Annotated in this window: 19 protein-coding genes; 3 read left to right on the plus strand and 16 right to left on the minus strand. The window is 70.7% G+C overall.

The window, feature by feature from the left end:
• Positions 1-19: 19 nt before the first annotated feature.
• Positions 20-829 carry a ParA family protein gene (locus tag J2Y42_RS15590; protein WP_026307211.1) on the plus strand — a complete coding sequence of 270 codons (810 nt, stop codon included), beginning with the start codon at positions 20-22 and terminating at the stop codon, positions 827-829.
• Positions 830-933: 104 nt separating this feature from the next.
• Here J2Y42_RS15590 and J2Y42_RS15595 read toward each other — a convergent pair whose 3' ends face one another.
• The 8 genes from J2Y42_RS15595 to J2Y42_RS15630 form a co-directional block, all read right to left on the minus strand.
• Positions 934-1,485: a MerR family transcriptional regulator gene (locus J2Y42_RS15595; protein ID WP_018191394.1), complete on the minus strand. Its 552-nt coding sequence runs from the start codon at positions 1,483-1,485 to the stop codon at positions 934-936.
• 132 nt (positions 1,486-1,617) lie between these two features.
• A complete protein-coding gene (locus J2Y42_RS15600) occupies positions 1,618-2,310 on the minus strand; it encodes a MerR family transcriptional regulator (RefSeq protein ID WP_309860301.1) in 693 nt (230 codons plus the stop codon).
• A complete protein-coding gene (locus J2Y42_RS15605; protein WP_018191396.1) occupies positions 2,310-2,816 on the minus strand; it encodes an FHA domain-containing protein in 507 nt (168 codons plus the stop codon). The genes J2Y42_RS15600 and J2Y42_RS15605 overlap by 1 nt, the downstream gene beginning before the upstream one ends.
• Positions 2,809-3,441, minus strand: coding sequence for a CDP-alcohol phosphatidyltransferase family protein (locus J2Y42_RS15610; protein WP_309860303.1), 633 nt, complete (start codon positions 3,439-3,441; stop codon positions 2,809-2,811). The genes J2Y42_RS15605 and J2Y42_RS15610 overlap by 8 nt, the downstream gene beginning before the upstream one ends.
• 10 nt (positions 3,442-3,451) lie before the next feature.
• Positions 3,452-4,282 carry a DUF72 domain-containing protein gene (locus J2Y42_RS15615; protein WP_309860305.1) on the minus strand — a complete coding sequence of 277 codons (831 nt, stop codon included), beginning with the start codon at positions 4,280-4,282 and terminating at the stop codon, positions 3,452-3,454.
• Positions 4,282-4,683, minus strand: a complete 402-nt coding sequence (locus tag J2Y42_RS15620; protein ID WP_309860306.1) for a S4 domain-containing protein — start codon at positions 4,681-4,683, stop codon at positions 4,282-4,284. The genes J2Y42_RS15615 and J2Y42_RS15620 overlap by 1 nt, the downstream gene beginning before the upstream one ends.
• A gap of 1 nt (position 4,684) precedes the next feature.
• Entirely contained in the window at positions 4,685-5,167 is a 483-nt protein-coding gene (locus tag J2Y42_RS15625; RefSeq protein WP_309860308.1) for a hypothetical protein, read from the minus strand.
• A 42-nt stretch (positions 5,168-5,209) separates the two neighbouring features.
• Positions 5,210-6,052 (minus strand): DUF1295 domain-containing protein, encoded by an 843-nt coding sequence (locus J2Y42_RS15630; protein WP_309860310.1) that lies wholly within the window; start codon positions 6,050-6,052, stop codon positions 5,210-5,212.
• A gap of 102 nt (positions 6,053-6,154) precedes the next feature.
• On the opposite strand from J2Y42_RS15630, the gene J2Y42_RS15635 reads away from it, so the two are divergent.
• Positions 6,155-6,454, plus strand: a complete 300-nt coding sequence (locus J2Y42_RS15635; RefSeq protein ID WP_309860312.1) for a hypothetical protein — start codon at positions 6,155-6,157, stop codon at positions 6,452-6,454.
• A 20-nt stretch (positions 6,455-6,474) separates the two neighbouring features.
• Here the strand turns inward: J2Y42_RS15635 and J2Y42_RS15640 are convergent, their stop codons facing one another.
• A complete protein-coding gene (locus J2Y42_RS15640; protein ID WP_309860314.1) occupies positions 6,475-6,864 on the minus strand; it encodes a VOC family protein in 390 nt (129 codons plus the stop codon).
• 45 nt (positions 6,865-6,909) lie between these two features.
• Positions 6,910-7,857 (minus strand): DnaJ domain-containing protein, encoded by a 948-nt coding sequence (locus J2Y42_RS15645; RefSeq protein ID WP_309860316.1) that lies wholly within the window; start codon positions 7,855-7,857, stop codon positions 6,910-6,912.
• Positions 7,858-8,004: 147 nt separating this feature from the next.
• Here J2Y42_RS15645 and J2Y42_RS15650 point away from each other — a divergent pair, with 147 nt between their 5' ends.
• The gene (locus J2Y42_RS15650; RefSeq protein WP_309860318.1) at positions 8,005-8,385 is read left to right on the plus strand and encodes a glyoxalase superfamily protein; all 381 of its coding nucleotides are present in this window, start codon (positions 8,005-8,007) and stop codon (positions 8,383-8,385) included.
• Between the two features lie 109 nt (positions 8,386-8,494).
• Here the strand turns inward: J2Y42_RS15650 and J2Y42_RS15655 are convergent, their stop codons facing one another.
• From J2Y42_RS15655 to J2Y42_RS15680, 6 genes are read right to left on the minus strand one after another with little or no spacing between them, the layout of a single operon-like run.
• On the minus strand, positions 8,495-9,367 hold the full coding sequence (locus J2Y42_RS15655) for a prenyltransferase (RefSeq protein WP_396427166.1): 873 nt from the start codon (positions 9,365-9,367) through the stop codon (positions 8,495-8,497).
• Between the two features lie 5 nt (positions 9,368-9,372).
• On the minus strand, positions 9,373-9,711 hold the full coding sequence (locus J2Y42_RS15660; RefSeq protein ID WP_309860322.1) for a lycopene cyclase domain-containing protein: 339 nt from the start codon (positions 9,709-9,711) through the stop codon (positions 9,373-9,375).
• Positions 9,708-10,067 carry a lycopene cyclase domain-containing protein gene (locus J2Y42_RS15665; RefSeq protein ID WP_309860324.1) on the minus strand — a complete coding sequence of 120 codons (360 nt, stop codon included), beginning with the start codon at positions 10,065-10,067 and terminating at the stop codon, positions 9,708-9,710. The genes J2Y42_RS15660 and J2Y42_RS15665 overlap by 4 nt, the downstream gene beginning before the upstream one ends.
• A complete protein-coding gene (gene crtI, locus J2Y42_RS15670) occupies positions 10,064-11,656 on the minus strand; it encodes a phytoene desaturase family protein (protein ID WP_309860326.1) in 1,593 nt (530 codons plus the stop codon). The genes J2Y42_RS15665 and crtI overlap by 4 nt, the downstream gene beginning before the upstream one ends.
• Positions 11,653-12,576, minus strand: a complete 924-nt coding sequence (locus J2Y42_RS15675) for a phytoene/squalene synthase family protein (RefSeq protein WP_309860328.1) — start codon at positions 12,574-12,576, stop codon at positions 11,653-11,655. Before J2Y42_RS15675 ends, crtI begins: the two co-directional genes overlap by 4 nt.
• Positions 12,573-13,646: a polyprenyl synthetase family protein gene (locus J2Y42_RS15680; RefSeq protein WP_309860330.1), complete on the minus strand. Its 1,074-nt coding sequence runs from the start codon at positions 13,644-13,646 to the stop codon at positions 12,573-12,575. Before J2Y42_RS15680 ends, J2Y42_RS15675 begins: the two co-directional genes overlap by 4 nt.
• Between the last annotated feature and the right edge of the window lie 5 nt (positions 13,647-13,651).

A 13,651-nucleotide genomic window follows, 5' to 3' on the forward strand; every position in this document is an offset into this window, starting at 1 on the left:
TGAAGGTAACGTGGCTCTCGTGCACGTACTCAGCGTTAGCTCCCTCAAGGGCGGTGTCGGAAAGACGACGGTGACGCTCGGTCTGGCGTCGGCGGCGTTCGCGAAGGGCCTCCGGACGCTGGTGGTGGACCTCGATCCGCAATCGGATGTCTCGACCGGCATGGACATCCAGGTCGCCGGTCACCTCAATGTCGCCGATGTGCTCGCGTCGCCCAAGGAGAAGATCGTGCGCGCCGCGATCGCCCCTTCCGGCTGGACGAAGGGCCGTTCCGGCACGATCGACGTCATGATCGGCAGCCCGTCCGCGATCAACTTCGACGGACCGCACCCGAGCATCCGCGACATCTGGAAGCTCGAGGAGGCGCTCGCCAACGTCGAGCACGACTACGAGCTGGTCCTCATCGACTGCGCCCCGTCGCTCAACGCGCTCACCCGTACGGCGTGGGCTGCGAGCGACCGTGTGGCCGTCGTGACCGAGCCCGGCCTGTTCTCGGTCGCCGCGGCCGACCGCGCACTGCGTGCGATCGAGGAGATCCGCCGCGGGCTCTCGCCGCGCCTCCAGCCGCTCGGCATCATCGTGAACCGCGCGCGCGTCCAGTCACTCGAGCACCAGTTCCGCATCAAGGAGCTGCGCGACATGTTCGGGCCGCTCGTGCTGTCGCCCCAGCTGCCGGAGCGCACGTCTCTGCAGCAGGCGCAGGGCGCGGCGAAGCCTCTACACGTCTGGCCGGGCGAGAGCGCTCAGGAGATGGCGCACAACTTCGACCTGCTGCTGGAGCGTGTGCTGCGCACCGCCCGCATCGGCGAGTACGCGACCGCCCAGTCCTGACCCGGCTAAGAAGCAATCAGCTCCTGAGTTTTTCCGCTCAAAACATCGTTTGAGCGCGAAAAAGTCAGGAGCTGTTGGCTTGGAACGCGGGGTGGCGCGGGAGTTTAGGAAGCGCGGGTGCGCGCGGCGCGGCGAGCGGCGAGTTCGTCCATGGCGTCGGTCTGCGTGTCGAGCTCGACGAGGCTCGACTCGACCTCGCGCAGCACCTTGCCGACCGCGATGCCGAAGACGCCCTGCCCGCGGCTGACGAGGTCGATGACCTCGTCGTTCGACGTGCAGAGGTAGACGCTCGCGCCGTCGCTCATCAGCGTCGTCTGGGCGAGGTCGTTCACGCCCGACTCGCGCAGCTGGTTGACCGCGGTACGGATCTGCTGCAGCGAGATGCCGGTGTCGAGAAGACGCTTCACGAGCTTGAGGACGAGGATGTCGCGGAAGCCGTACAGGCGCTGCGACCCGGAACCCGCGGCACCGCGGACGGTCGGCTCGACCAGTCCGGTGCGCGCCCAGTAGTCGAGCTGGCGATACGAGATGCCGGCCGCACGGGCGGCGACCGCACCGCGGTAGCCGTTCACGTCGTCCATCTCGGGGAGGCCGTCGGTGAAGAGGAGTCCGAGGTCGTACCGGGCGACGCCGTCTTCACGACTCAGTTCGCTCATGTTGTTCGCCTCTCACCCCGGGTTGTGGATCGCGCGTCGCATCCGCGTCGCTTCATCCACGGTACCCATGCGGCGGTCGCCGGGCAACGACATCCGCCCTTTCGGTTTCGGCGTGTCGAGGCGACGGGGCCGTCACGGACGCAGCCGGGCGATGGATGAGCGGATGATGCTGCCGCGCACCACGTCGAGCTGTGCCGCGATCTCGCGGGCGAGTTCGGCCGTGCGGGCCTTGCTGCTCACGTCGTTGCGGCGGGCGATGGGGACGAGCGCGGTCTCGATCAGCCCGATCTCGCGCTCGGCCGCCGCACGGAAACCGCGGAGGTGCCGCGGCTCGATCCCGCTGCGGCGGAGCTCGGCGAGGGCGCGGAGCACGGTCAGCGCCTCGTCGCCGTACACGTCCGAGGCGGGGAGCAGCGAGGCGCTCACGGCATCCTGCAGCAGTTCCACGTCGGCGCCGGCCTCGCGCAGCAGCTCGTCGCGCCGGTAGCGGCGCGTGCCGGCGAGGATGGACCCCGCAGGCGCGGTGCCGGGGAACGCGGGATCGAGCCCCGCATCCAGGTCGGCGAAGTACTTCTTGATGACCTTCAGCGGGAGGTAGTGGTCGCGCTGCATCGCGAGCACGGCGCGCAGCCGCTCCACATCGGCCGGCGAGAACTTGCGGTAGCCCGAGGCCGTGCGGGCCGGCGACACCAGCCCGCGCTCCTCCAGGAAGCGCAGCTTCGACGACGACAGGTCCGGGAACTCGGGAGTGAGCCGCGCGAGGACCTGGCCGATGCTGAGCAGGGCCGGAGCGCCGTCGGCGGCCCTGGTGGCCGGCCGGGCCACTAGCCGTTCGCCGCTGCGGCGAGGTCGTGACGCGAGGCGTAGAAGGTGAGGCGGAACTTGCCGATCTGCACCTCGGCCGAGTCGGAGAGGAGCGCGCTCTCGATCCGGACGCCGTCGTAGTACGTCCCGTTCAGAGAGCCCAGGTCGCGGACCTCGAAGGAGGTGCCGCGGCGGGTGAACTCCGCGTGACGACGCGAGACCGTCACGTCGTCGAGGAAGATGTCCGCATTGGGATGGCGACCGGCCGTCGTGACGTCGGCGTCGAGGAGGAAGCGGGCGCCCGAGTTCGGCCCCCGTCGCACGATCAGCAGGGCGGAGCCGGACGGCAGGGCGGCGATGGCCTCCTGCTCCTCCGGCGACACCTCGCCCGAGGGGTACATCTTCGAGATGAACTCCTCGCCGAAACGCGCGGTCGTGTCCTCGTTGCCCGCCGCGTCCCGCAGGGGGCCCTTGGCGGCGTCGTCGGCTCCGTCGGCCGGGCCGTTCGGGTTAATGTCTTCAGGCACCGTCAACCTCCTTGCCGTCCAGCGTATCCGATCGTGGGCCCCTGTCATCGGCCGGAAGGCGGATTACCCGTGCCGTCTCCCGGATGTACACGATGCCGGCCCACCAGTAGAGGAATGCGCCCCACAGCGCGAAGGCCCAGCCCAGCGGGAGGGAGAAGGGCGCGAGCGGCTCGAACGCCTCGCCCAGCATCAGCAGCGGGAGGGCCCAGAACAGGCAGAAGGTGGCCACTTTTCCCAGGTGGTGCACGGGAAGCGGGCCGAACCCGTGGTTCGCGAGGATGACGCCGAGGACGGCGAGCATCACATCCCGCGCCACGATGACCACGAAGAGCCACCAGGGGATGACCTCGCGCCAGCACAAGCCGATCAGGGCCGCGAAGATGTAGAGCCGGTCGGCGGCCGGATCGAGCAGCTGCCCGAGACGGGACTCCTGGTGCAGGCGGCGGGCGAGGAAGCCGTCGAGGAAGTCGGTCACGCTGGAGAAGACCAGCACGAGGAGGGCGAGGCCGTCCTCCCCGACGATGATCAGCCACAGGAACACGGGGACCAGCGCGAGCCGGAAGAAGCTGAGCACGTTGGGGATCGTCCACACCCGCGAACTCACCACGGCGGTCTCACCCTGCACGCTCCCGAGTCTAGTGAGGACGCGGCGTCCACTCGGCAAGGCGGTCACGCAGGCCCATGGCGTCGTAGGGCGCACGCACCTTCACGTCGTTGTCGAAGTAGGCGTACACATCCCGCCCCTCGCCGAGATGGGCCCCGAGTTCGGCCGCCCAGCGATCGAGCGACTCGTCGGTGTACCCGCTGGTGTACAGCTCCTCGTCGCCGTGCAGCCGCACGTAGACGAATCCGGCGGTGGCCTCACGGATGACCGGATACCGCCCGGCGGTGTCCGCCAGCACGATCGCGACGCCGTGCGCGCGGGCGAGCGCGGTGAACTCCGGGACGTCGAAGGAGGCGTGGCGCACCTCCACCGCGTGCCGCAGCGGTCGCTCCTCCCCCGCGGCCAGGTGCGTGCGGTCCTCCTTCAGCGTCGTCTCGCGGGCCAGCGCCGCCGCCTCGGTCGTGGTGCGCGGCAGCATGCCGAGGAACGCATCCACCTCGCCCGCATCGAACTGCAGGGTCGGCGGCAATTGCCACAGCAGCGGCCCGAGCTTCGGGCCGAGCGCGAGCACGCCGGAGGCGAAGAAGTTGGCGACGGCCCCGCGGGCGTTCTTCAGGCGCAGGATGTGGGTGATGTAGCGGCCGCCTTTGACCGAGAACACGAACTCGTCCGGGGTCCGCTCCGCCCACATCCGGTAGCTCGTCGGACGCTGCAGCGAGTAGAAGCTGCCGTTGATCTCGATGGAGTCCAGCCGCTCGGCGGCGTACTCCAGCTCGAGGCGGTGCGGCAGCTTCGGCGGGTAGAACACGCCCCGCCAGGGTGCGTAGGTCCAGCCGGAGATGCCGATGCGCGCGAACGCCATCAGCGGCCCCGGAGCTGCTCGAGCAGTCGTCGTTCGCGCTTGGTCGGGCGACCCGCGCCGCGCTCGCGCAGCACAGCGGCCGGTGCCTCGGTGCGCGGCGGCGGCGGCGGTGTGCGGTCCTCGAAGCAGTCGGCGGCCGCCGCGGCGCTCAGCCGCTTGGTGATGAGGCGGCGCGCGATGTAGATGCGCTCGACGCCGCCGACGAGCGCGCGCACCTCGTCGCCGACCTTCACCGGCTGGGCGGGCTTCGCGCGGTCGCCGTTCACCTTCAGGTGGCCCGCCTTGCACGCGTCGGAGGCTGCGGAGCGCGTCTTGAAGAGCCGCACCGCCCAGGCCCACGAGTCGACGCGGACGCTGGAGCGGCCGCCGTCCGGCGTCGCGTGCGGGGTGGAGCCGGCCATGTCAGGGCACCGGGACCGGGCGGCTCTCGGTGGCCGGCTGCGTCTCCTCCGCCAGCGATGCCTTCCACTTCACCAGGCTCCGGACGGTCCGGCTGCGGTCGGACGCCAGCTTCTCCATCACATCCGCCGGGACGAAGTAGTTGACGGCCACCCAGCCGCGCACGGTCTCGGAGCGGTCGTCGGCGAGTGCGCGCAGGATGTCGCAGGGCGTCGCCTCGTTCTTCGCGACGCAGCCGCGCACCCCGTCGTCGGGGTCCTTCGCGAGCGTCTCGAACAGGTCCGCCGGGGTGTTGTAGCTGCTGGCAACCGCTTCCCGGATCTTCGGGTTCGGGTCGGCGGCGAGCAGCCGCAGGCGTCGGAGTTTGCTCTCCGTCACCTCGGGTGCGGGGTGCAGCGCGGCCGCCTCTTCGGCGGTCAGCATGGCCGGCCGGTGGTTCCGCATGGCCTTACGCTGGGCGGGGGTGTTGAACCGAATGCAGGACATGCCTCCACCGTAGCCCCGGTCGTCAGCCTCAGGCGGGGTGCGTCACCGCGATTCGGGCGACACGCGCGCCGCTCCGGCCCCGCGGCCGGGGAACCACGGGATCACGGGCGAGGTGCGCGCCTGGTACTCCGCATACTCCGGGTACCGCGACCGGCTGATGCTCTCGGTGAACACCGTCGAGCCGATGAACAGGCCGGTGAGCAGCAACGGCCCGATGACCGTCCACTGCAGGAGGGATCCGGCGGCGACGCATCCGAACAGGAAGAGCACCCACCACTGCGCCTGCTCGAAGAAGAAGTTGGGATGCCGCGAGAAGCGGAACAGTCCCGCCTGCAGGAAGCGCGGCGACGGCTCGCGGCCGGCCGCCACCTCCAGCTTCTTCCAGCGGTGGAAGTTCCACTGCTGCTGGTCGGCGATCGTCTCGCCGGTGAGGAAGAAGAGGAACACGGCGGCGAGGATGACGTCGAGCGCGTTCAGCGGCGTGCGGTGCTGGAACGCCGTCCACGCGGGCAGGGCGATGAGGAGCAGCAGCATGTTCTGGTAGATCACGATGAAGAACAGGTTGAAGACCTGGAACGCCGCCGCGCCCATCCGGCCGCGCAGCACCACCCAGCGGTAGTCCTCTCCCCCGGGCGCATAGCCGCCCTTCCGGGCGAAGTTGAAGGTGAGCCGGGCTCCCCACAGCGTCACCAGGATCGCCATGAGGTCGAGGCGCACGTCGGCGAGGCCGGCCGCGCCTGCGAAGACCCATACGTACACCACCGGCACGATCGACCAGATGCGGTCCACCCAGGAGTGCTCGTTGGTGATGAGGGACAGCACCCAGGTCGCCAGGCAGGCGGCGGCCAGGATCCAGAGACAGACGATGAAGGGCTCCACGTGCACAGTGTAGAACTCCCGTGCGGTCGCCGTGACTTCGTCGGGATGCTGCTGAATGAAAGCCGAGGAGTACTCGAACTCTCAGCGCGACACGCCTAACGTGTGACCGTGTCGATTTCCGGTCCCCACGCGTTTCGCGCCGTGCTCCTCCGTGACAACGGGGAGCCCGCGCGCACGCTCACGCTGCCCAGCGACGTGGAAGTGCCGCCGAGCCGCATCCGCGTGCCGTCCGACTTCGTCGGCGCATCGGCGTTCGACGTCTACGAACTCGTCGACGACCGGGCGTGGCCGGAGGAGGCGACGTTCCAGCTCGTGTCGACCGTCCCGCGTTCCACCGACGACCTGCCGGAGCACGAGCGCGACCTGGAGCAGAGCAGCGACCTCGACAGCGACGACGAACGCGCCTGACCCCGCCTGATCCCGTCTGATCAGTTCTGCAGCACGGAGATCACGTTGCCTGCGGGGTCGCGGAACCAGGCAATGTCCGGTCCCCGGTCGGCCGCGCGGCCCCGGAGGACGCCCTTCTCATCGGTCGGAAGCGACGGATCGTCGTAGATGGCGGTCGCCACTCCGCGGGAGTTGAGGTCGTCGACCGCTGCATCGATGTCCTCGACGACCAGGTTCAAGATCGTGAACGTCGCCGGCGAGTGGTCGGGCTTCGGGTAGATGAACACGTGACCGCCGGAGGGCAGCTGGAGGTCGAGGTTGCCCATCGGGCCGTCGCTGATCGCGAGCCCGAGGGTGTCGCCGTAGAAGGATTTGGCTGCCGCGATGTCGTCGACGCTGAAGCCGCTGAAGATCTCGAGTGGGGTGACCATGGCGTCCACTCTGCTCGCGCCGGTCGCGCCGTGTCTAGAGCGGGTTCAGACGAACCGCACGGCCTCCTGCAGCCGGGTCCGCAGTTCGAACGCGCGGTCGACGCTCTCGCGTCCCGCCGCGTTGGCCCCGTCGCGCAGCAGCCGCGGGAGGAGCGACCGGCGCACGAGCATCGAACCGCTCAGCCGGCCGCGCCGCACGACGTCGAAGGGCACGTCGAGGTCGTCGTCCGGCACCACGACGATGTAGCCGGTGAACCGCACCCCGGCCTGCCGTCCGAAGCTCTTCGCCGCGTGGTACAGGTCGTGGAAGGGCTCCTCGTCGGGCGCGAGGCCCTCGCCCACCACCTCGCCCTTGGCGAGCTTCACGGGAGCGCCCCAGTCCGCCGAGCGGATGGCGAACAGTCCGGCCGGACCGAGCACGATGTGGTCGATCTTCGCGTCGGTCGAGGGATGCACGGCCACGTCGTTCCAGATCGTGAAGCCGATGCCCAGCCCGGAGACGGCGCGTGCCGTCGCCTCCTCGGCCAGCGCGACCGCGAGCAGCTGACGGATCTCGCGCGGTGCGGAGCGCACCAGGGCGGGATCATAAGGGTCGCGGTCGTCGGTGCCCCGGCCCATCCACTCGCGCATGAGGGAGAGGAAGCGCTCGCGCGAGCGGCCGCCGGGATGCCCGTAGCTGCGGGCGCGGACGGTCGCGCCGCGCGACGTCCCGCGCGAGGTGTGGAAGGTCGCACTGAAGCCGCCGCCGGCGGAGTCGCCGGCCACCGCATCCACCGTGATGCTCTCGCCGCGGTCGTACCGCGCACGGTCCTCCGGGTCGCCGATGAGCTCCCACGCCTGCTGCACGGCCTGGAACGCGGCCGCAGTGCCGCCGGTGTCGGGATGCGTCTCTCGGAGCAGACGCCGGTACGCGCGGCGCAGGTCGTCGTGGCTCACATCCGGACGGACGCCGAGGACCTCGTAGGGGCTCGGGGCGGCCGGGGAGTCGCTCATCGCTGGGGCGTCGCTTTCGGTTCTGGCGGGGGCGGAGATTACGACGATAGCGCGCGCGACCGCGAAAATGCCGAAATCATATTGCGGCCGGAAACTGACCGCATCGCGCTCTAGCCTGGAATCATCCGATCACGAAAGGGTGTCACCATGACCATCACCGACTGGCGCATCGAGCTCATCATCCTCCCCGTCACGGACGTCGACCGGGCGAAGGCGTTCTACGTCGACGCGCTCGGCTGGAACGCCGACCACGACCAGCGCGTCTCGCCGGAGCTCCGCTTCGTGCAGATCACCCCTCCCGGATCGGCGTGCTCGATCGCGTTCGGCGAGGGCCTCACCGACATGGCGCCCGGCACGATGAAGGGCCTCCAGATCGTCGTGCCCGACGCCGACGCGGCCCTCGCGCACCTCACGGAGCACGGCATCGAGGCGCGCGGCGTGAACGACCTCGCCTGGGGCCGCTTCGTCGACTTCACCGACCCCGACGGCAACGCCTGGACGCTGCAGCAGCTCCCGAAGCGCGACTAGCGCCCTCCGTCTCTCGTGGCGCCTCCGCCCACCGTCGAGTCCGCACAAATTGCACGCCGACCGCCCGATCGGCGTGCAGTTTTTGCGGATTCGGCAGTGGGCGGGCACGTCAGCGGAGGGAGGCCCAGAGGATGAGGAGCATCGTCACGACGAAGCCGCAGGCGTAGTTGATCCAGAGGAAGCGGCGCCAGCCGCGGTTCGCGGTGCTGGAGTCGGCGTCGGTCACCGACCAGAACGGGGCGGCGGCGGCGATGTACGGGAGGGCCAGCACCGCGGCGAGTGGACCCGGCCACGCGGTGAAGAGCATGGCGACGCCGGCCGCGGCCCAGGCGACGATCGCGAGGCGGACGGTCGCCGCCGCGCCGATGGCGGTCGCGATGGATGAGATGCCGCCTTCGCGGTCGGGCACAACATCCTGAACGGCGCCGAACGCGTGGCTGCCGACGCCCCACAGGAAGAACGCGAGCAGCACCAGCCAGAGCTGCGGGGTGAAGGTCGCACCCGCGAGCACCAGTCCGTACAGGGCGGGGCTGACGAAGTGGACGCTCGAGGTGGCCGAGTCGACGAACGGCACCTCCTTGAAGCGAAGGCCCTTCACCGAGTACGCCAGCACCGCGAACAGCGAGAACGCGAGCACCAGCCACGACAGCGGCGACCCGACGATCACGAGGTACACGACGAACGGGATGGTCGTCACGGCCGCCGCGATCAGGGTGCGGCGATGCGCCGACCGGTCGAGCAGCGCACCCTCGGCACCGCCCTTCCGCGGGTTGCGCAGGTCGGACTCGTAGTCGAAGACGTCGTTGATGCCGTACATCGCGAGGTTGTACGGGATGAGGAAGAAGAGCGTGCCGATGACGAACGTCGCGTCGACGCGGCCGGTCGTCAGCAGGTAGGCGGCGGCGAACGGGAAGGCCGTGTTGATCCAGCTGAGGGGACGCGATGCCAGCACCAGCTGCCGGAACGGGGCTGCGGGCGCCACGGCGGTCACGACCGGCTCCCGCGCCGCCGGCTCCCCCGCCGCCGCGTCAGCAGCCACAGGGCGGGCAGCAGCAGAAGACCGGCGATCGGGTACGCGAAGTCCTCGAGCGGCACGATGCCCAGCCGGACCCCGCTGATCTGCGACTCCTGATACGTCATGAATCCCGCGCGGATCATCAGGTTGTCGAAGACCGCGGTCAACAGCAGGATGGCGACGGCCGCGATGCCGATCGGCGCCCACCAGCGACGCACCAGCCGTGCCCGGTCGCGGGCGGTCGCCAGCGCGACCACGAGGACGGCCGCCGCGATCGCGAGGAACACCAGGCTGAGCAGCGCGTAGGTCACCGGGCACGCTCGCTCTCGCGCGCTTCCTGGCGGGACGGCCGGCTCCGCGCATCCATCAGGGCCCGCGCGCCGAACACGGCGACCAGGGTGAGGTAGCAGAGGAAGAGCAGGAAGAAGACCTCCTCCAGCGGCAGCTCCGGGGCGAGCTCGACGCCGGTCATCAGCGGCGACTCTCCCCGGGCGAACACGCCGAGCAGGATACCGGCAGCATCCCACGCCAGGAAGAAGGCGAGGCCGAGGAGGAGCACGATCGTCGCGCGGCGCGCATCCCGCCAGAACACCAGGCGGAAGCGGGCGTCGAGCAGCACCATCGCCGCCAGGGATACGAGCAGGCAGCCGAGATAGACGAAGGTCACGACACCCGCTCCGCCTCGGGGGCGGGAAGCGGTTCGGGCAGAGGACCGGCCCCACCATCGCCGCGCAGCCGCTTCAGCACCAGCTCGGCGCTGATCAGGCACATCGGGAGGCCGATGCCGGGGATCGTGGAGCAGCCGGCATAGAGCAGGTTGTCGACCTTGGCCGAGGCGTTGCCCGGACGGAAGAACGCACTCTGCCGCAGCGTGTGCGCCGGGCCGAGAGCACCGCCGCTCCAGGCGTTCAGCTCGGTGGCGAAGTCCTCCGGTCCGACGGTCCGGCGGAGCACGATCCGGTCGGCGAGGTCCGGGATGCCCGCCCAGGCGGAGATCTGAGCGATCGCCGCGTCGGCGGCCCGCTCGATCGCGCGGTCGCCCGCGCCGTTCAGTCCACCGGCTCCGAGCGAGACATCCGCCGGCACCGGGATGAGCACGAACAGGTTCTCGTACCCCTCCGGCGCGACGTCCGGGTCGGTCGTGCTCGGCATGCAGACGTACAGCGATGCCGGGTCCGGGATGCCGGGGTTCGGCCCGTAGATGGTCTGGAAGTTCGCCTCCCAGTCGGTGGTGAAGAACAGGTTGTGGTGGGTGAGTTCCGGGAGCCGGCCGCGCACGCCCAGCATGGCGAGCACGACGCCGGGGCCCGGGTTGCGGCGCTCCCACTTCTTCTCGGGATGCGTCCGCAGCCCCTCGGGCAGCAACGCGGTCTCGGTGTGGTGCAGGTCGGCGCCGGACACGACCACGTCGGCGTCGACGGTGTGCACGCCGCCGGCCGCATCCCGGTACTCGACGCCGGACGCGCGCGGACGGGGTGTGGCGTCGGTCGTGCGGATCGCGGTGACCCGCGCTCCGGTCACCAGCCGGGCGCCGGCGCCCTCCGCGAGCGCGGCCACCCGGTCGATCAGCGCCGCGAAGCCGCCGAGCGGATAGCGCACCCCGTCGTCGAGGTCGAGGTGGCTCATCAGGTGGTACATGCTCGGCGCGCGGTCCGGTGAGGTGCCCAGGAACACCGCGGGATAGCCGAGCACCTGGCGCAGCCGGACATCGCGGACGAAGCGTGCGGCGTAGCGGTCGAGCGGTTCGAGGAGCAGGCGGGCGAGGCGCGGAAGCCGGCGGATCAGGTCGGAGGCGAACAGCGGCCGCAGATCGGCGAAGGTGCTGTACAGGAAGCGGTCGACGGCCAGACGGTACGTCTCGGCCGCGCCGGTGAGGTACCGGTCGAGTGCCGCACCCGCTCCCGGCTCCTCCCGTTCGAACACCGCGCGGTTGGCCGCGCCGTCGGCTAGGATGTCGAGCGGCGGCCGGCCGTCCTCCGAGAACACGCGGTAACCCGGATCGAGCGTGACGAGGTCGAGCTGCTCCTCGGTGGAGGTGCCCATCAGCCGGAAGAAGTGGTCGAAGACCTCCGGCATGAGGTACCAGGAGGGCCCGGTGTCGAAACGGAAGCCGTCGTGCTCCCACGAGCCGGCGCGGCCGCCGAGGGTCGCGTTCTGCTCCAGCAGCGTGACCCGGTAGCCCTCGCGGGCGAGTAGCGCCGCCGTGGCGAGTCCCGCGATCCCGCCGCCGATGACGACCGCGGTCTGCCCAGTCATGGTCGTTCCCCCTGCGGCGAGCGCGGGAGTGCGGCCGAGACGGTCGCGCGCGTCAGGATGCCGAGCTTCACCCGGGTCGGAACGCTGATGCGGCGGGTCAGCAGTTCGCTCGCTGGCGTCGCGCGGATGCGGTCGCTCAGCTCCGCGAACAGGCCGTGCGCGGCGATGATCGCCCTGCGGCAGTTGTCCGGGAGCTCCGGGATGACGTCGGCCGCCGCCCCGAGGTCGCAGTCGATGTCGACGACCAGGGCGAGCTTCTGCCGCTCCGTCAGCCGCGCCGGGTCGATGCCCGGGAAGTAGCTGCGGCCGAGCTCGGTCCAGTCGACCGCCAGGTCGCGGAGGAAGTTGATCTTCTGGAAGGCGGCGCCGAGCCGTCGGGCGCCCGCCTCCAGCCGCCGGCGCGTGTCGTCCGTCACCGGACGATCGGCCAGGAAGACCTTGAGACACATCAGGCCGACGACCTCGGCCGAGCCGTAGACGTACTCGCGCAGCTCCTCCGCCGTGAAGTCGACGGGGCTGAGGTCTCGGCGCATGGACGCGAAGAACGGACGGGTCAGGTCGACCCCGATGCCCGTCGCCCGGGCGGTCACCGCGAACGAGTGCACGACGACGTTGGCGCTGTACCCGGTGCGCATCGCACGCTCGGTGTCGGCCTCCAGGGCGTCGAGCAGCTCGCGCTGGTCGTCGACGTCGAGCCCGGCTTCGGCCGCGGCCCCGTCGACGATCTCGTCGGCGACGCGGACCAGGGCGTACACATCCTCCACACGCGGACGGATCTGCGCGGCGAGGAGGCGGGTCGCCATCCCGAACGACGTCGAGTAGGCGTGGATGATGGTGGCCGCGCCGGCGTGCGCCGCGTCCGTGTAAGTGGCGAGGTCGGTCGGCACGGTGGCCGTGGGTGCCTCGGGCGCTCGGGTCATGCGATCCTCCCGATGCAGGAGCGTGCCACGTCGGCGAGGGGTTCGGCCAGTGCCGGCGGGATGGACGGGGAGTCGAGCAGCGCGACGGCGCGGTCGACATGGTCGGCGAGCAGCCGCTCGACGAACCGGCGGGCGCCGCACTCCTCGAGCACCGTGGCGAGCCGTCCGGCCTCGTGCGGCGCGAGGTCGCCGCGGCCGAGGGCGGGCGCGACCTCCTCCCACCGGGCGGTGCCTCGGGCGTACGCGATGAGCGAGGTCTCCTTGCCCTGCCGGAGATCGCTGACGATGCTCTTGCCGGTGACGTCCTCCGCGCCGAAGACGCCGAGCAGGTCGTCGCCGAGCTGGAAGGCGATGCCGACGAGCCGGCCGTACTCGGCCAGCGACGCGAGCACGTCCTCTCCCCCGCCGGCGAGCAGCGCGCCCGTCATCAGGGGGCCGGAGACCGAGTAGGCGGCGGTCTTGTGCTCGGTCATGGCCAGCACGTCCTCGAGCGCAGGGGCGTCGTCGCCCAGCCGCTCCGAGAGGGCCACGTCGGCGAGTTCTCCCGCGGCCGTGACGAAGACGCTGTGGTCGAGGATGTCGAGGAGACGCTCGCGCGTCCACTCGTCGGTGTCGGCACGGGCGAGGACGGTGGATGCGGCGTGAAGCAGCAGATCACCGGCCAGGATCGCTCCAGACTCGCCCCAGCGGCGAGCGCGGAGGGCGCTCGCCCCACGGGTGACGGCGTCCGCGGCGAACTCGCCCGCCGTGTTCGGCCGGCCGCGGCGGACGGTGTCGCCGTCGATCACGTCGTCGTGGAGCAGGAACGCGGTGTGCAGCAGCTCGTACGCCACCGCCGCGGTGCACGCGACGTCGCGCTCGACGCCCCCGAGTCCGCGGTACGCGAGGAGGACGAAGCGCGGGCGGATGCGCTTTCCGCCGTCCGCCGCATCCCGGGCCGACTCCCACAGGCGGCGGTACGAGGGGTCGTAGGCGGAGGCGGCCGAGATGCGCTCGGTGAAGAAGCGGTCGATGCGCTGCTCGACCGATGCGAGGTCGTCCGCCAGAGTGTCCGCCGGCGCGGCGGTCACCTCGT

It is taken from the genome of Leifsonia sp. 1010, from assembly GCF_031455295.1.
Classification (GTDB): domain Bacteria; phylum Actinomycetota; class Actinomycetes; order Actinomycetales; family Microbacteriaceae; genus Leifsonia.